The 18,764-nt window shown below is 48.0% G+C and carries 7 protein-coding genes; 5 read left to right on the forward strand and 2 right to left on the reverse strand.

Annotated features, from left to right (window positions below; genetic code table 11):
- Positions 1-28 precede the first annotated feature (28 nt).
- Both NQ564_RS08690 and NQ564_RS08695 read right to left on the reverse strand, forming a co-directional pair.
- Positions 29-2,344 (reverse strand): cation:proton antiporter, encoded by a 2,316-nt coding sequence (locus NQ564_RS08690; protein WP_008150202.1) that lies wholly within the window; start codon positions 2,342-2,344, stop codon positions 29-31.
- A gap of 524 nt (positions 2,345-2,868) precedes the next feature.
- A complete protein-coding gene (locus tag NQ564_RS08695) occupies positions 2,869-4,932 on the reverse strand; it encodes a glycoside hydrolase family 2 protein (RefSeq protein WP_227963254.1) in 2,064 nt (687 codons plus the stop codon).
- 201 nt (positions 4,933-5,133) lie between these two features.
- On the opposite strand from NQ564_RS08695, the gene NQ564_RS08700 reads away from it, so the two are divergent.
- The 5 genes from NQ564_RS08700 (at position 5,134) to NQ564_RS08720 (ending at position 18,743) form a co-directional block, all read left to right on the forward strand.
- Complete coding sequence (locus tag NQ564_RS08700; RefSeq protein ID WP_021861880.1) at positions 5,134-9,165, forward strand: hybrid sensor histidine kinase/response regulator transcription factor; 4,032 nt, start codon at positions 5,134-5,136, stop codon at positions 9,163-9,165.
- A 181-nt stretch (positions 9,166-9,346) separates the two neighbouring features.
- Complete coding sequence (locus NQ564_RS08705; protein ID WP_039848256.1) at positions 9,347-12,427, forward strand: SusC/RagA family TonB-linked outer membrane protein; 3,081 nt, start codon at positions 9,347-9,349, stop codon at positions 12,425-12,427.
- A 20-nt stretch (positions 12,428-12,447) separates the two neighbouring features.
- Positions 12,448-14,046, forward strand: a complete 1,599-nt coding sequence (locus tag NQ564_RS08710) for a RagB/SusD family nutrient uptake outer membrane protein (protein ID WP_008150216.1) — start codon at positions 12,448-12,450, stop codon at positions 14,044-14,046.
- Between the two features lie 195 nt (positions 14,047-14,241).
- On the forward strand, positions 14,242-15,408 hold the full coding sequence (locus tag NQ564_RS08715) for a glycoside hydrolase family 88/105 protein (protein ID WP_129650027.1): 1,167 nt from the start codon (positions 14,242-14,244) through the stop codon (positions 15,406-15,408).
- A complete protein-coding gene (locus NQ564_RS08720) occupies positions 15,405-18,743 on the forward strand; it encodes an SUMF1/EgtB/PvdO family nonheme iron enzyme (protein WP_039848224.1) in 3,339 nt (1,112 codons plus the stop codon). Before NQ564_RS08715 ends, NQ564_RS08720 begins: the two co-directional genes overlap by 4 nt.
- Positions 18,744-18,764: the final 21 nt, after the last annotated feature.

The following is an 18,764-nucleotide window of genomic DNA, read 5'->3' on the forward strand; positions in this document are numbered from 1 at the left end:
AACTCACATAAAATGCATAAGCTTCGGGTTAATTATCCGAAGAATTCCGTTTGTTCTTATTCAAAATTAATGTCGACGGCATTTTTTGAAGTGCCTCTTTACGATGTTCGGATACATCGTTCCAGGTGTTGTAGCCGATCAGCATGAAGTTATAGCTATTGAACAATCCCGGTGTCAGGTCTTTATCCGGCAGCAAATGAGTTTGCGGGGTAGACGAGACGAAATCCCAAAGTTCTTTGACAATCCGGTCATGTCCGGGCGTCGTGGTGGATATCTTGGCTACAATGCCTGCGGAACCGTGAGTCGCTTTCAGCAATGTCCTTGTGTAGTCGAGCAGGAAGAGGTCTTCTTCGGAGCTGATGACGACCAATGTATTGGAAGCCTTCACAAAATTGCGGTTGATGAACACACCGACGTCGCAATTGCTGCGGGCGATAAACATCTTGGTCTTGTCTTTCAGCAATGCTCCGGGATAAAACCAGGATTCGGGAGCTTTGAAGCGTTTGAAAAAGCGGTTATAGAAAGAGGTACGGTAGCGGGTAGCCGCGATATCGTCCGGCGAGTCGCTCATGGAGATACCGGAACCGACCAGCAGGAAGTCGAATCCTTCGTTATTGACGATGTCGCAAATATCCTGTCCGGCGTTATTCGAAACCTCGTAGCGTGTATGGATGTTCATGCCTAATTTTTTGGCTCCATACAGGATAGGGCCGAAACTCACTTCCTCGAAATTATCTGTATGCAACGGATTGACATCGGAGCCGACGGTCAGGTGAAGCGCCGTCAGGTCCAGTTTGTTCTTCCCACGGGCAAACATCTGGTGGGCGACATCGAGCATAATCTGTCCGTTTCCGGCACGTCCGAATGAAAGGAGCACCTTGAATATCCCATCGGTCGGGTCCGCATAAACCTGGTGTTCCTTGATCTTTTCGCGTGTCTTGAAACATAATTTAATGAACGAGACCAACGGTATCGTCATAAAGGTCGTGACCAATGTCATCAGCACCAACATGACGAAAATGGAAGGCGGCAATATCTTCATCTCATAGCCGATCGTCAGCACGACCAGTTCCATCAGACCGCGCGTATTCATCAAGGCCCCGATATAAAGACTGTCTTTCCAGCTTTCACCGACAAAACGGGCGGAAAACAGTGCTCCTCCGAACTTACCGATAATAGCCACTACTATGAAGATTCCGCACATGGCCCAAAGTTCCGGAGTGTTCAACAAGCCGATCTCCGTACGCAATCCGGTCGAGACAAAGAAAAGCGGAAGGAAAAGCGCCAATGACACGTCTTCCACCTTCTCTGTCATGATCTTGCGGAATTTGATGTTTCCCGGCATGACCACGCCTGCAATAAAGGCGCCGAAGAGAGCATGCAACCCCAATATTTCAGTAAAATAGGAGGATACGATCAGTAATAGGAACATCAAGGCTACCAGTGCTTTGTCGATTACCTCTTTATTATGGTATATGTGCCCGATCATCCGTAAGAAAGGACGAACGGCAAGAAACGTGAAGAGGATATACAGGATGGAAAACAATATATTGTAAACGGCACTCAGCATACTGCCGGCCTGAGCGATAGCAATCACGACGGCCAACAGGCACCAGGCTGTGATATCTCCGTTGGCTGCACTTGCCAATGAGATAGTTCCCAAATGTGTTTTGGTCAACCCCTTTTCCTGAATAATACGGGCCAGAACGGGAAAGGCCGTGATACTCATGGCAATCCCGATAAAGAGGGCGAACGAGAGAAACGGCGTCCCTTTATGAGCATAAGATCCATAGACATAATAGGCTGTCAGCATACCGAAGAAAAACGGCACGACCGTACTGGTGTGGCTGATCAGGATGGTCTCTTTCAATTTTTTGCGGACTTCGCCGATATCCAGTTCCATACCGATGGCAAACATGAAAAGAATGAGGCCGAATTGGCTTAATATGGTGATATTGCCTAATGACTCGAGTGGAAAAAGAAACGCGGATACTCCCGGCAGGAGGTGGCCGAGCACGGACGGACCGAGTACAATACCGGCTACGATTTCACCGATGACAGTGGGTTGGCCGATCTTTTGGAACATCCAGCCGAACAGGCGGCAGACGATTAATATGGTAATGATTTGCAGAAGGAGGATTCCCATCGACGATTGGATGTGATGAGTAACCGAATCCCAGAACACAAGAAAGCCTTCCCCCATCGTTTTGGGGGCATTTTGCATGGTCTGAACGGCTGTTCCGACCTGCTGGCTTTCTCCTTCTTTGACTATGAAATACATAAGTGAGCCAAAGACCAAGATCATCATCAAATAAAAGGCTATGCTTTTTGTTCCTTTACCCATCTGCTATCTCTGATACGGTTTCTTGCAAAAGTAAGAAAAGGAATTAATATAACTCTTTGTGTGATGAGAAATTTTACTGACGATTTTGTTTTTTTGCAAAATGTCAGATTTGCCTTCTTCAGATTCGTTTATACACATCCATTCATCGGAATGGTAAATCCGCTTTTTCCTCGATATGTCTTTTTTTACCCTTATTGTAATAAAGGTAAAAAAGCCATTGGTTCAAATCGAAACTACTACTGCATCTAATTCGATTTCCTACCCCATATAGTTGTAATTAGTAGCAAGGGTAATATTTTTTAACAAACTACTATTTCTAGTATAGTGTTAGGAGACAATGGTTTATTGTAGATATTTATTTTATTGGGGGATATTGTCTGATTTAAATTTAAATATAACCACCTCCAAGGAACCTTTAATATATGATTGGATATGAAAAAACGCCACTAAAGCTGCACAAATCGGGCGAACTTCAGTGACGTCTACAGTCAAGGCCAGCTATATTTAATTAGTATGTTGTTTTTTTATTCAAACCCAGCATGTACCCCTTTGATGGAGAAGGAATCCGCTTCCCTCTTTTTCTCTCCGGTGTACATCCATTCGATGGTGTCTTCGTATGTCTTACCGTCACTCTGGACGACAGCTTTCACGACGTTCTTTCCGTCTTTGAGGGTGACATTGTCTATGATATAATGTACGTCGGTATAACCTTTATGGATGCCGGACAGCTCCTGGCCGTTCAAGAAGACTTTCGGCTCGCCGATATTGGAATAGACAGTGATGGAAGTGACTTTCTTTTCGCGATCCACATTCCGGCGCTGTGTCAGGTAGAGGACAGGGTCTTCGCTCCAGTTCGCCTTGTACCAGAAATAAGAGTCTTTCTTCGTCTTGCGGTCGAACGTCACCAGCCCCTTCATGTTACGGGCGGGAAGGTCGCCGCGGTTGGCCAGAGGAGTGGCAAAATCGAAAGTGTTCCATAAATAAGAAGCGACGATATACGGATGCCCTGCAATCACGCTCCACTGGTATTCGTGTGTTTTCGTCTGGAACGTTTCCGGATAGAAAGGCTTCGTCCAGTTCAACGAGTTCTCCAGATATTCCGTCTGGTGCAACAAGTTGGCATCGGCTCCGTATTCCGTCAGCATCAGTTTCTGGTCCGGATAGTTCTTCTCCAAGCCTTCCACCCACGGTTCGATATCCTGCAATTTCTTTTCATACCAGCCGAAATAGCGGTTCATTCCCTGTATATCGGCGTTCAGGTTGACCGGATGCTCCATGTGTCCGTAGCCGTTTACCGAAACAGTGTAACGGTCGGGATCTTCTGTCTTTGCAAGGTCATGCAGAGACTTAGTCAGTTCCTTGGTATATTCGTGCGGATGATAGACTTCGTTATGCAGCCCCCAGACATAGATCGAAGGGTGGTTGAAGCTTTGGCGGATCAATTCGCGGAGCTGGCTTCGGGTATTTTCGGCCTCCTGCCCGGAGACACGGTTCACGAAAGGAATCTCCGCCCAGATGATCAGCCCTAAGCTGTCGCAACGCGAATAGAGGTAGTCCGACTGCTGGTAATGGGCAAAACGGACGGTCGTCGCACCGATATCCATAATAGTAGCCAAGTCGAAGTCATGATTTTCATTCTTCAACGCACTGCCCAGCTCCCACCAGTCCTGATGGCGGGTAACGCCGTACATCGGATATTTCTCGCCATTCAGATAGAACCCTTTGCCGGCAACGATCTCATACTTGCGCAAGCCCAACGGCTGTACCACTTCGTCGATCACTTTCCCGTCCCGGACGAGGCGGCTCACGACTTTATATAAATAAGGGTTCTTCCGTCCTTGCCATAAGGTGGGATTCTTAATCTTGAAATCGGCTTCGAACGACTGTACACCCTGTGCCGCGAGGTCGAATGAACGGCTCTGGGTCGCGACTTGTTTCCCTTCCTGGTCATAAATCGTGTTCTGCAAAGTGAGCGGAGCAGGTTGCAGTGTTCCATTATCCAACTTCACCTTTACTTTTACATCCGCTTGCTTTTTGGAGACATTCTTCTGGGTAATGTAAACACCGGAAGATGCACAATCGGTCACACAGATATTATAAGGGTCTGTCACGATCAACCAAACCGGACGGTACATCCCGCCATAGACGCCGAAAAGCACATGGTTGACAGGAATCACATCCGGACGTGACGCATTGTCGGCTTTCACAATGATCTCGTTATCCGCTCCCGGCTTCAGCACCGTGCCGATCTCGCATGAAAAAGCGGAATAGGCCCCTTTATGAGTCGCAACAAGCGAACCGTTCACATACACTTCCGCAACGGCTCCCACACCTTCAAAGCGGAGAAACACGCGTTTCCCTTCCATTTCGACAGGGAAGAAATAGTGCTTTTTGTAGTAGGCAGGCCCTTCATAGAAATTATCGAACTGCACCTGCATGTCTTTCGCATTCCATGTATGAGGAATCTCGACCTCGGTCCATCCACTCTCCCATTTGGGCGCATTGACGGCCAGTTCCTTGCCTGCCGGCGCTTTCTTAAATACCCAGCCGGAGTTAAACGACTCGACAATCCGGCCTTCAGCCTGCATCATCAAACTGAAACAGGCCAGCAATAAGGTTAAACTTAATACTCGTTTATTCATGATGTTTTAATTGATTGAGTTACAAAAATAGGATTACCTGACAAATCCACCGTGTAAAATCATCTCAATCCTGTTCAAGATCGTCTCTAAATCGTTATCTTTGCAGAGTTACACCCCTATAAAGGTCTAATTTAATAAAAACTACAAATGATAAAAAGACTCTATACCGCATTCATCATATATATGGTTATGCTATATGCAACCCCGGCATATAGCATAAATTTCTTCTTCTCCCACCTGGGAGTAGAAGATGGCCTGTCGCAAGTTTCCGTTCTTGATATTTTCCAAGATTCGGACGGCTACATCTGGTTCGGGACACGCAACGGAGCAAACCGCTATGACGGGTATGAATTTGTCATCTATCAGAATGAGGTAAACAACAACGCCACATTGACCGACAACTATATCCGGGGATTTGCTGAAGACGACCGGAAGAATATCTGGATCGCAACTTCAAACGGGATCAACTGCATCGATCATACAACCAAAAAGATAATCCGTTTCTACCCCAAAAGCATCGACAAAGAATGCACCACCAACGCCGCAGTACGACTATTGAAGCATTCCGACGGAAATGTCTATGCTTTCTGCAACCAGTCCATATTCAAATGCAGCATGGACCAGACAGTCGAACCGATCTTGCCCGACACGGTAATCTCTTCACCGGCCCACTCCGTAGCACAAGCTCCGGACGAGGACATCTATATCGGAACGGAGAGCAGCGGCTTGTACATCTATTCCGGAAACTGGAAACTAAAACAACATATACCAGTCGACGGTACCATAACAGCCATACTGCCGGACGAGGGCGGAAACATATGGCTGGGGCTGGACGAAGCCGGAATCTGCCTTTTCAACAAAGAGAGGCAGACTTTTACCTGGTTGCACAAAGACAACACCTGCCTCAGCAACAACTCGATACGCACACTCGTCCCCTATAGCGACAGTTCCATTCTGATCGGAACGTTCCGGGGTTTGAACATACTGGATAAAAAAGAGCTTGCCATCGCTCCGGCAGATATCAATATCGCCGGGAAAGGAGGACTGAGTCATTACTCCATCCATAGCATGATGATCGACAAAGACCAGACACTTTGGATCGGGACCTATTCGGCGGGAGTCAACTATCACAGTCCCTTTTACAGGCCGGTTTCCTATATCACGCCAAACGAATATGCCGGTATCATCGGCAAAGGCCAACAAGACAAGAACGGAAACATGTGGTTTGCAACAGAAGGTGCCGGATTGTTTTACTATAACCCGGAAAGCGGGCGGCAACAGCTTTATCCCATCAAACCTCTTCACGAAGGGAATTACGAGATCAATATCATAAAATCGATCCTGATACAGGGAGACTCGATTTTGTGTTCCACGCATTTCGGATCGGTCTATTTGTTCTCTATCCGTGACAAACAGTATAAAAAGCTGTACGACTTCCGGCACAACGACATTTTCTCCCTATACATCGACAAAAAAGGACGGCTCTGGATACCGACAAACAGCAGCCAGGACTTGGTGATGGTCGACAGGGGGAAGCAGGTCAATCGGTTCATGGCCGATGGTGTTTCCCGTCCTTTCAGATGGGTCACCGTGATCCATGAACTCGAACCAGACCTGTTTTTGTTCGGCACATTGTCCGACAGCCTTTACCTGTACGACATCAAGAAAGAAACCGTCCGCAATCTTTCCACCGAACTGCAACCGAATCCTAAGTTCGAGAAGTTGGGGAATATCACGGCCATTACGCAGGACAACGAAGGCAACGTCTGGATTGCGACCAATAAAAACGGCTTATACCGCCTGAACCGGAACCTGAAACTGGCCAAACATTATCAGAAAGAGGACGGGCTGTCCGACAGTTACATTAACTCGCTGACTATCGACCGACATCAAAATATCTGGGTGACGACGGGAAAATCTCTGTACAAACTGAATCGTACGACCGATATTTTCAACGAAATGAAGATAGCCGATATTCCTGCAATGGAGTTTACACGATTTTCAGGCAACAGCATTTCTGACGACGGCAGCATCTATTTTCCTGGAGACAAAGGAATCCTTTTCTTCAATCCGGACAAGATCATGGTGAACCCCAACATTCCACCCGTATATATCACTTCCCTGATTGTAAATAACAAAGACGACGTGACGGGAGAGATTGAGGACGGAGGCATTACGCTTGCTTCCGACCAGAATAGCATCACGTTCAGATACACGGCGTTAAACTTTATCCATTCCGAACGGAACCAGTATGCCTACAAGTTGGAAGGAGCCGACCCGACGTGGCACACGGTCGGCAACCGGCGGGAAGCCTATTACAGCAATTTGGCCCCCGGCACTTACACGTTCCGGATCAAAGCCTCCAACAACGACAACGTATGGAACTCCGAAGAAGCGACACTACGCATCACGATCGATCCGCCCTTTTACAAGACTTGGTGGGCTTATCTCCTATACTTCAGTATCATCACATTCATCATTGTGAAAATCATCCGCCACCAACACGACAAGCATGAACGGGAACGGGAACTTCGCTACAAACAGATGGAGCAGGATAAGGTCAACGAGCTGCATGAGGAACGAATGCGCATGTTCACCAATTTCTCACACGAACTGCGTACTCCCCTGACGCTCATCATCAACCCGCTAAACGACCTGATGCAGTACGTCTCGTTCTCGCCCGAAATAAAGGAGACACTTCAGCTGATCAAAAAGAACACCGGACGGATGTTACTCTTAGTCAACAACCTGATGGATATACAAAAATACGAGGCCGGTAAAACGATCCTGCAAAAGACCAGTTTCAACTTCTCCGCCTTTATCCGCGAGATGTATCACTCCTTCGAGAGTGTGGCGGGCAACAGGGAAATCCGTTTCACGTTGGACAACGAGCTGCCGGAAACCTACCAGGTTTGTTTCGATGAGGCGGAAATCGAAAAGATATTCTTCAATTTGCTCTCCAATGCCTTCAAATTCACACCTTCAGAAGGACAGGTGACCATCCGTGTCAGTACGATCACACAAGCAGAATGCGAACTGCTCCCCCATTTCCCGGCTCAATACAGCTCCATTCTGGTAGAAGCCAGATACTTGTTTATCGAAGTGGCCGACACTGGTAAAGGATTCAGCGAACAGGAAGCGGAAAAGATTTTCGAACCTTTCTACCGTTCGCAAGAAGATATACACCGGCAGATTTCCGGTACAGGCATCGGGCTTAGCCTGACACGCTCCATCATTTTGCAGCATAACGGTTGCATCTGGACCGAAAGCTCGGAAGCGGAAGGCACTCGTTTCCTCTTCCTTCTTCCCGACACCGAGAAGCAGGAAGAAGGGCAAGACGAATCTCCCGTCCTGTCCAAATCTGCTGAAATCAGCAAAAAGTTCGATTTGCTGGTCGAAGAGACTCGGAACAAAAACAAGCAGACCATCTTGCTGGCCGACGACAACCAGGAAGTGCTTCAATATCTGGAACAACAACTCTGCCTGGACTATGTCGTGGTCAAGGCATTCAATGGCAAAGAGGCATTGGCGATGATCGAGGAATCATATCCTCATATCGTCATCAGCGACGTCATGATGCCCGAAATGAACGGGCTCGAACTTTGCAAACGTATCAAAGAAAACCAAAACTATTGCCATATACCGGTTATCCTACTTACCGCCAAATCGATGATATCACAAATCGAAGAAGGCCTGGATGCCGGCGCAGACGACTATATCGTCAAACCGTTCCAGATATCTTTGCTCAAAGCCCGCATCCGGAACATCCTTTCCCTGCGCGAGAAAATGAAGACGATGTACGGGGAAACGCTTTCCCTCAAACAGTTCGGAGTTGAAGAGCCGAAAGAGCACGACGATTTCCTCGCCCGATATATCGAGATTGTAAAAGCCAATATATCGAATCCCGAACTCGACGTGTCGGTCATTTATGAAGCATTGGGAATGAGCCGGACTAACTTTTACAGGAAAGTAAAGACGGTAACCGGGCTTTCTCCTATCGAACTGATCAAAAACATCCGCCTGGAGGCTGGGGCGAAATTACTAAAGGAATCGGACATGAACGTTTCCGAAATAGCCCAGCACATCGGTTTCAGTAGCCGTTCGTATTTTGCCCGCAGTTTCAAGGCTGTCTATGGAATGTCGCCGACAGAATATCAGGAAACAGAATCTCAAAACTAAGGGTATTTCTATCAAATTTCATCAAAATAAATGTTTTTTAGCACGTTGGTATGTTTTTATCCCCTTTTGGAATAAAAATACACGCGCTTGGCTTGCATCTTTCATTCTTTTGACACAAAAAATAAATAGGACCGACAGGTTAATTACTAATTGTTTAATGTGCTAATAAATTATGAAAGGCATGAACAGACAACTACGAGGGAATTTGCCTCCCAACGAAAAGGCAAACGGGAAGAACAGATTTCTTTCCTTATTACTACTCTTTATGGCGTTTGTATCCGTACAGGTATATGCGCAGGATGTCAAAGTTTCCGGTACGATCAATGACAGTATGGGGCCGATTATCGGGGCAAACGTCATCGAAAAAGGAACGACCAACGGTGTCATCACAGACGTGGATGGTAAGTTCACGCTGACCGTGTCATCGAAAGATGCAGTCATCCAGATTTCCTACATCGGATTTACGAGCCAGGAATTCAAAGTGGGAAATCAAACGGTTTTCAACATCAAACTGTCTGAAGACACACAAAAGTTGGACGAAGTGGTAGTCGTAGGTTACGGTTCGCAGCGCAAATCAGACTTGACGGGCGGTATCGTGGCAGTTGGCGAAGAAAAGCTCCAAATGGTCACGACAAACAACTTGATGGATAAATTGGCCGGACAGATTCCGGGTATGAATGTCACGACCGGCAACGCCAAACCGGGCGAAGACCAGTCACTGCGTGTCCGTGGTGAAAACTCGTTGAGTGCAGACAACTCCCCTTTGATCGTCATGGACGGTATTCCTTACAGCGGTTCATTAGGTGACATCGATCCGGATATCATCGAGAACATGTCCGTATTGAAAGATGCATCTTCAGCTGCCATTTACGGTTCACGCGGTGCGAACGGTGTCATCCTGATCCAGACTAAAAAAGGTAAAAAAGGAGCACCGACCGTAAGCTACAAAGGACAAGTCGGCATGCAACAGGCACAACGTCGCATCGACATGATGAAAGGTGCCGAATATGTAAAATACACGCAGGACTACAACCGCATGAAATACGGTTATTCCGGAGATCAGCTCGATCCGCTTGTACTCCTGAACCCAAGCGAACGTGCAAATTATCAGAACGGTTCGGAACTGGACTGGCAGGACATCATGTTCCGCAATGCTTTAACCACCAGTCATCAGATCAGCATTTCCGGTGGAACAGACGCAACAACCTATATGGCATCGATCTCTCACCTGAAAGAAGATGGTGTTATGGAAAATACAGGGTTAAAACGTACCAACATCGCATTGAACATTACACAGGTTTTAAATAAATGGTTAACTGTCGGAATGGGTACACAAGCTGTCCAGAAGGAATTCGGAGGAGAACAGCCTTACCTGGAAGCCGGCCTGAAAATGAGTCCTTACGGTATCTACAAAGATGAAGAAGGGCGCTACGTCGATTATCCGATGGACCAGACATTGTTCTATAATCCGATGGCTAACATAAATGCGACAAACGATAAGACAAACCGCAACGTATTTATTTCTACTTTTGCAGAAATTCAATTCCCTATCGAAGGTCTGTCATTCCGCACAAACTTCGGTTACAACTATCGTAACGAGTTCGAAGGAACTTATTACGGAAGAAACACGCTTTCCGGTAGTAAAGTAAACGGTTCTGCCTCCATAGAGAATATCCACTATTACGATTACACATGGGAAAATCTCTTGAAATACAATAAAACATTCGGCCTGCATAAAATCGATGCCACAGCCTTGTTCAGTATGCAGGAAACAAGTAAAAAGGAAGCTAAAGAATCCGGTGAAAGCTTTGTAAACGACGATTCCGAATACCATAATATGGCCGGTGCTGAAAAGAACAAGGAAATCACTTCCAAGCTTACGGAAACAGCGATGCTGTCCTATATGTTACGTTTGAACTATTCTTATGCAAATAAATATTTGCTGACACTTACCGGCCGTTCCGACGGTTACTCTGCATTCGGTAAGAACAACAAATATGCATTCTTCCCCTCTGTTGCTGCAGCATGGAACATGTCTTCCGAAGAATTCATGGAGAACCAGTCAAACTGGATGGATATGTTAAAGGTCCGTCTGTCATGGGGTTCTAACGGTAACCAGGCTATCAACCCTTATCAGACACTTGACCGTTTGAAACTGACAAACTATATTTGGGGCGACCACGGTACTGTTGTAAACGGTTCTTACTTGCCTACCGATGGGGTCGGCAACCCGAACTTGAAATGGGAAACTTCACGCACGGTCAATGCCGGTATCGACTTCAGCTTCTTCAATGGCCGCCTTTCCGGTAACATCGACGTGTATGTGGTCAACACAAGCGACTTGTTGATGAGCCGTACGGTCCCTTACATGAACGGTTACAAATCCATCATGGACAACGTAGGTAAAACCCGTAACAAGGGGGTTGAAATCGCATTGAACTCTGTCAACTTCCAGAACAATGATTTCAGCTGGACTACGAACGTCAACTTCTCACTGAACCGTGACAAGATTATCGAACTGCGCGGCGACGGTAAAGACGATATCACAAACAAATGGTTCATCGGAGAACCGCTGCGCGTATTCTACGATTACAATGTTGTCGGGACATGGCAGGAAAACGAAACATACGTTGAGAATGGACATACGATCAGCTGGGATGCCGAAAGCGGCAAGTTCCTGAATGAAGAAGGAAAAGAATACCAGAAAGGTGCTGTTCCCGGTTCTGCTAAACTGGAAGACAAAGACGGAAACGGCTCCATCACGGCCGACGATAAGAAAATCATTGGTTCTAAACTACCGAGCTTTCTGCTGTCAATGGGTAACCGCTTCGATTACAAAAACATCTATTTCTCTTTCTTGCTGAACGGAGTGTTCGGACAGACAAAAGAATTGCATGACTACAACTTCGATCGCTGGATGCCGACATACAACTACATAAGTGGTATGGACTACTGGACACCGGAAAATCCGACAAACGAAATGACCTCTCCGGCTTATGTTCCTTACGACAAACACTCATTCTACAAAAAGATGAATTATGTCAATATCAAGAACATCACGATCGGATACACGTTCCCGAAGACTGTTTTAAGCACGATTGGAATCAGTTCGCTGAGTATCAATGCAAGTGTCAATAACCTCTATACTTTCAGCAACATCGACAACTGGTTGAACTTGGAAGATAACGATAACAACAGAAACATCCTCGTTACTTATCCGACAGCCCGTTCTTACATGTTTGGATTAAATCTTACTTTCTAACATTATAATCGAATTTGAATATGAAAAATATATTAGCAACTGCCGCTGCCGCATTTTTATTGGTGACATCAACCGGTTGTTCTGGTTTTCTGGATGAAGAGCTAAAAAGCTCGCTGGCTCCGGACAATACATACACAAGCAGCTATGGCTTCGAAGTCGGCGTAAACGGACTGTACGGTTGGGCCCGTTCTGAGTTTAACACATGGGGAGAGGCTACCACAAGCCAGGGACAAGCTTGCCCGTACGAATCGTTCCAGGTTGCAACCGACATTGTCTATGCCGGTCATGGCGACGGTTCACTGGTTCCTTTTGAGAATTTATCCTATACCTCTTCTACCACGTTTGTCACGTCCTATTGGAACTGGGGATATGGTCTGATTGCCTCTGCAAATGAAATCCTCGAATATTCGGAAGGTGACGTCAACTGGGACGAACCGACCGACAAAGCCTATTATCAGGCTGTCGCCCGCTTCTTCCGTGCTTATGCTTACCGGTATCTGGTATATTTGTACGGAGATGTTCCATATGTCGACAAAATTGAAAAGAATTTCCGTATAGACTTTACCCGTACGCCGAAAGCGGAAGTTTTAGGCAAGATGATCGAAGACTTGCAGTTTGCAATTGCAAATCTTCCGGAAGATCCCGATAAGGTCGAAGTTGGACAATTGACTAAATGGGCTGCCCAGCATATGCTTTCGGAAGTATACCTCATGGCAGGCAAGTATGCGGAAGCGGAAGCAGCTGCAAAAGCCGTAATCGATTGCGGTTACTTCAATCTGATGACTTCACGCTTCGGTGCGGAAAAAGATAAAGCCGGTGATCCTTTCTCCGATATGTTTAAAGAGTACAACCAGAACCGTACTTCCGGCAATATGGAAAGTATCTGGGTAATGCAGCTCGAATATAACACGACCGGAGGCGGCGGGGAATATGAAGACTGGACAAAACGTGCCTGGGTTCCCAAATACTATAACGAAGACGGTTTTGTGTTGGCAGACTCTTTAGGCGGACGTGGCCTGGCACAGATCGTCCCATTCAAATGGTGGATCGACAGCAACGACTTCTTCGCTTCAAGCGATATCCGTAACTCGGAATACAACATCAAGAGGAACTGGTATTACAATGATACCTCTTCTGATAAATATGGAAAGAAAGCCGAAATTACAGAGGATACATGGACCAAGTTCACCGTATTCCCGGCTGTCACGAAATTCTTTTACGGAAAAGCTGAAAACCTGAGCTACGGCGGTAACAACAAAGACCGCATGAAGTTCCGTCTGGCCGAAACATATCTGTTATTGGCTGAAGCGCGTCTGATGCAAAACAATGCGCAAGGAGCTGCAGACGCGATCAATGTAATCCGCAAACGTGCAAACGCACCGGAAATCGCAGCCAAAGATGCCACGATCGACTTCCTGCTGGACGAACGTATCCGTGAATTGGTCGGTGAAGAGTTGCGCCGGTTTACGCTGGTTCGTACAGGCAAGCTGGTTGAGCGCGTAAAGAAATACAACCCGCACAGCAACACAATGGACGAACACCACACTTTGTGGCCGATCCCGCAGACCATCATCGACTCTAACACAGGAGCCGAGTTCCCGCAGAATCCGGGGTATTAAGCATTGAATACCTACTGACAGACACACACTTATATGGTGAAAGGGGAGTTCCAGCCAAAGGAACATCCCCTTTCTTTTTAATAAGAATCATTGGATTTGGTACATTTTTTAATCATTTTGAGATGATATTATTATATCCTGAGCCTTATCTTTCCTATTTTTGGTGCAGAATTAAATAGAAACAGAACGAATATCATGAAAACTACAATCAAGTACATTTGTACAGGCCTCTCACTTTGCGCTTGTACCTGTTTAGTGAACAACCTGCCGGCACAGGCCGAAACGACAAATACCGCCGTCACTACGACAGCTGCCGGCTGGAACCGGCAAAGCGTTATGGACGTCGCCCGCCGGGTGGCAGACTGGCAGATCAAGGATTATCCCGAAAACAAATATGCCAAGAGCGAACCGCGCGGATGGATCGCCGGGGCGCTTTATATGGGGATGTTCGACTGGGCGGAACTGAGTGGAGACAATACCTATTACGACTGGCTCCGGAAAATCTTCAACCGCCAGAGCTGGCAAGTCGCTAACCGGATGTATCATGCCGACGACGTTTGTATCGCACAAACCTACATCGATTTCTATAATAAGGAAAAGAACGAGAATATGCTGAAACCGACTATCGCTCGCGCTGACTGGGTTTTGAACAACCCTTCCAACGGAAGTATGGACCTCGATTACAGCAAAGGCAGCACGATCGAACGCTGGACCTGGTGTGACGCCCTCTTCATGGCGCCCGGTGTCTACACGCGGCTCTACACACTGACCGGCAACCGCAAATACATGTATTTTGCCGATGGCGAATTTCGTGCTACTTACAATCACCTGTATGATAAAGACGAAGATCTCTTCTATCGCGATAGCCGCTATATCGGACAGAAAGAAGCCAACGGCAAGAAGGTGTTCTGGGGACGCGGCAACGGTTGGGTAATCGGCGGATTGGCGGAAATATTGAAGACGCTGCCGGCGGAAGATACCGAGTTCCGACCTTTCTATCTCGAACTTTATAAGGAGATGTCCGAGCGCCTCGCCGGGCTGCAAGGGAAAGACGGTTACTGGCATGCCAGCCTGCTGGACCCGGACAGCTATCCTTCGCCCGAAACAAGCGCGACCGGATTTATCGTCTACGGCCTGGCATACGGAATCAACCAGGGTTATCTGCTGGCAGACAAATACCTGCCTGTCGTAAAAAAAGGCTGGGAAGCATTGACACGCGCCGTTGAAACGGACGGAAAATTGGGTTGGGTCCAGCCGGTAGGCGCCGATCCGAAAAAGGTGACACGCGACATGACCGAGCTCTATGGTACAGGTGCATTCCTGATGGCTGCATCGGAAATTTACAAATTAGCAGACAAATGAGACATACAGTTTGTTTACTCTTCGCATTCCTCTCCCTTTCCTTATCCGGTATTTCCGCAACGAACGGACAGGATTCATTACGCCAAATGCAGCTTAATGATCTGGGAGTGCAAATCCGATGGGTAAATCCTACCGCCATACGTGCCTATCTGGACGACACAAAAACGGCATTAGGAGAGAAAGCTCCCGCACTTTACGAAAAACTGTCCCGTCTGGAAACGCTCCTGCCCGGAGTACGGCAAGCCTTCTCCGGCAAGATTTCCGGCAATGCAGCCGACGAAGTGATTGGCCAAGCCCAAGAAATACTCGCGTTGAAGCGCGAGATCATCCTGGCCAATCCGCTGCTGGATATGGACAAGGTCATAGTGGCCCGTTACCGTTTAGGCGACAAGGCCCGTAAGGCAATGGGCCCGTCTATGGGCACTTCGACGGCCAACTACAACTCGCTATTTTCCAATCCGCGTAAAGGCTACGATGCCGAGATCGACTTGCTCACAGGCCTACGTGGACAAATCGAAAGCGGCCGTATATACAAGCCTGAAGCCGATGTTCCCCTGTCGGACATACAACTCCACTGGGATGCCGACCGACTCCTTTTCTCCTCGCTCGACGAAAAACGGAAATGGCAGATTTACGAAATAAAAACGGACGGAAGCGGTCTCCACCAGAAGATCACCGTCGATGAGCCGGATTTAGAGTTTTGCGATGCCAATTATCTGCCGGACGGGAAAGTGGTGGCAACGACCAATATCGGTTACAACGGCGTTCCTTGCGTGCATGGCGACGATGTGGTAGCCAACCTTATCTCCTTTGATCCCGAGACGCGTGCTTTACGCCGCCTCACCTTCGACCAGGATGGCAACTGGTCGCCTATCGTGATTCCGAACGGACGCATTATGTACACCCGCTGGGAATATACGGATCTGACACACTATTTCTCCCGTATCGTGATGCACATGAACCCTGATGGGACGGAAAACAAAGCACTCTACGGCAGCGGCTCCTACTTTCCGAACAGCACGTTCGACATGAAACCGCTCTCCAAGCACAGCAGCCGCTTCATCGGCATTATCTCCGGCCATCACGGGACGGCACGTTCGGGACGGCTCGTCATCTTCGATCCTGCCAAAAGCCGGAAAGAGGAAAAAGGGATGATACAAGAACTGCCGTTCAAAGACCGTCCGATCGTCCCGATCATCAAAGACGAATTGGTGGAAGGTGTCTGGCCTCAGTTCATGAAGCCGTTCCCGCTCAGCGAAAAGTATTTTTTAGTTGCCTGCAAACCGGATAAGGATGCCCTGTGGGGAATTTACCTGGTTGACGTTTTCGATAACCTGACACTCATCACCGAGAAGGAAGGAGAAGGCCTGACTGCTCCCATCCCGCTGGTAAAACGTGAAACACCTCCTGTCATCCCTTCGAAGATCAAGCCGGATAGCAAAGAGGCTACGGTCTTTATCCAAGATATTTATGAAGGTGAAGGTACGCAGGGTGTTCCCCGAGGTACGATCAAGGCACTCCGTATCTTCGCCTATGAGTACGCCTATATCTTAGCTCCTTCCGACCATGATGCACAGGGAATACAAAGCGGATGGGATATCAAGCGCGTGCTCGGAACGGTCCCGGTCGAGGAAGACGGTTCCGCACTGTTCACCATTCCAGCCAACACGCCGGTTTCCATCCAGCCGTTGGATAAAGACGGGGCTGCTATCCAGTGGATGCGTAGCTGGTTGACGGGTATGCCGGGCGAGATCGTCTCTTGTGTCGGTTGCCATGAGGACCAGAACAGCATACCCATTCCTAAACGCACGATTGCTTCGGCCAAGCAGGCACGCCGGCTCGAGACACCGGAAGGAGGTGTCCGTCCGTTCACTTTCCGTCTGGAAGTACAACCGGTACTGGACCGTAACTGCGTCTCTTGCCACAACGGGAAAAATGCCGAACCGGACTTCCGAAAGGATCAGATGGTCACTTATAAGAGAGGTATATTGACGAAAATCAACAAACAGTATGACCAGAGCTATCTGAACCTGCATCCGTACGTGTACCGTCAGGGACCGGAATCAGATATCTACGTCCTCAAACCGGCCGAGTTCCACGCGAGCAATAGCGAACTGATCCGCATCTTGCAAGCCGGACACCACAGTGTAAAGGTTCCAGAGGAAGATATGCGGACACTCTATACCTGGATCGACCTCAATGCGCCTTACAACGGGGCTTTCACCCAAATCGACCTAAAGCCTCAATCACCGAAGAACCAGGTGGAACGTCGTATGGAACTGGCCGAGAAATACAGCGGAGTACGGGTAGACTGGCAAAAAGAGATCGCCGACTATGCCAACTGGCTGAAAGAAAACAAAAAAGCAGACGGTATTACCGGAGCGACGACCGGAGAGACAGTCGAAATAAAAGAACCGGCCAAACCGATCCGCCCAATCAAAGTAAAGGGATTCCCGTTCGACACGCAGACGGCGACTACCCGGCAAGCAGCCAAAGGCGAAACGACTCGCCGCCTCAGTATCACTCCGGATGTCCATATCGATTTGGTATGGATTCCCGCCGGTAGCTTTGTGATGGGCAACAACCGGACGCCTTCCGCTTCGCCTGCATTTAAGGCAAATGTAAAGGAGGGGTTCTGGATGAGTACGACCGAAATCACGAACGAACAGTTCCGTGCACTTTTCCCGGAACACGACAGCCGATACATCGGGCAGACCTGGAAGGACCATACGACTCCCGGCTATGCGGCCAACCAACCCGAACAGCCAGTCGTGCGCGTCAGTTGGGACGAGGCGAACGCTTTCTGTCAAAAACTCGGCAAGATGTCGGGCTGCAACACTTCCCTTCCTACCGAAACACAATGGGAATGGGCGGCACGTGCAGGAAGTGCAGATGATTTCTGGTTCGGATCGACGAGCAGCGACTTCGGCTCTTTCGAGAACTTGGCAGACAGTACGACTGTCGATCTGGCGGTAACGGGTGTAGATCCGAAGCCGATGCGGGCAAACGATCCCATGCGCAAGTTCTGGGATTTCTTGCCGAAAGTCCTGAACGTAAACGACCATCAACTGATCAGTGGCCCCGTCGCCTCTTACCGCCCCAATCCCTGGGGATTGTACGACATGAACGGAAACGTGGCGGAATGGACGGCCTCCGATTACATTCCTTATCCTTTAAAAGAAAAGGCAAACAAAGAGACTGCCGAAAAGAAAGTCGTACGTGGCGGCTCTTGGCGTGAACGTCCTAAATACTCCACATCTGCCGTCCGTAAAGCCTACCTGCCTTGGCAACGACCGATGAACGTCGGCTTTAGGATTATTGTCGAAGATATGTAAAGGCGAAAGCCCTATTCTCGC

This window comes from Parabacteroides johnsonii DSM 18315 (genome assembly GCF_025151045.1).
Taxonomy (GTDB): domain Bacteria; phylum Bacteroidota; class Bacteroidia; order Bacteroidales; family Tannerellaceae; genus Parabacteroides; species Parabacteroides johnsonii.

Bases quoted from the DNA above. Each gene is read 5' to 3' on its own strand.
- NQ564_RS08700 (WP_021861880.1), top strand. From the start codon at position 5,134: ATGATAAAAAGACTCTATACCGCATTCATCATATATATGGTTATGCTA.
- NQ564_RS08710 (WP_008150216.1), top strand. From the start codon at position 12,448: ATGAAAAATATATTAGCAACTGCCGCTGCCGCATTTTTATTGGTGACA.
- NQ564_RS08705 (WP_039848256.1), top strand. From the start codon at position 9,347: ATGAACAGACAACTACGAGGGAATTTGCCTCCCAACGAAAAGGCAAAC.
- NQ564_RS08720 (WP_039848224.1), top strand. From the start codon at position 15,405: ATGAGACATACAGTTTGTTTACTCTTCGCATTCCTCTCCCTTTCCTTA.
- NQ564_RS08690 (WP_008150202.1), bottom strand. From the start codon at position 2,344: ATGGGTAAAGGAACAAAAAGCATAGCCTTTTATTTGATGATGATCTTG.
- NQ564_RS08715 (WP_129650027.1), top strand. From the start codon at position 14,242: ATGAAAACTACAATCAAGTACATTTGTACAGGCCTCTCACTTTGCGCT.
- NQ564_RS08695 (WP_227963254.1), bottom strand. From the start codon at position 4,932: ATGCAGGCTGAAGGCCGGATTGTCGAGTCGTTTAACTCCGGCTGGGTA.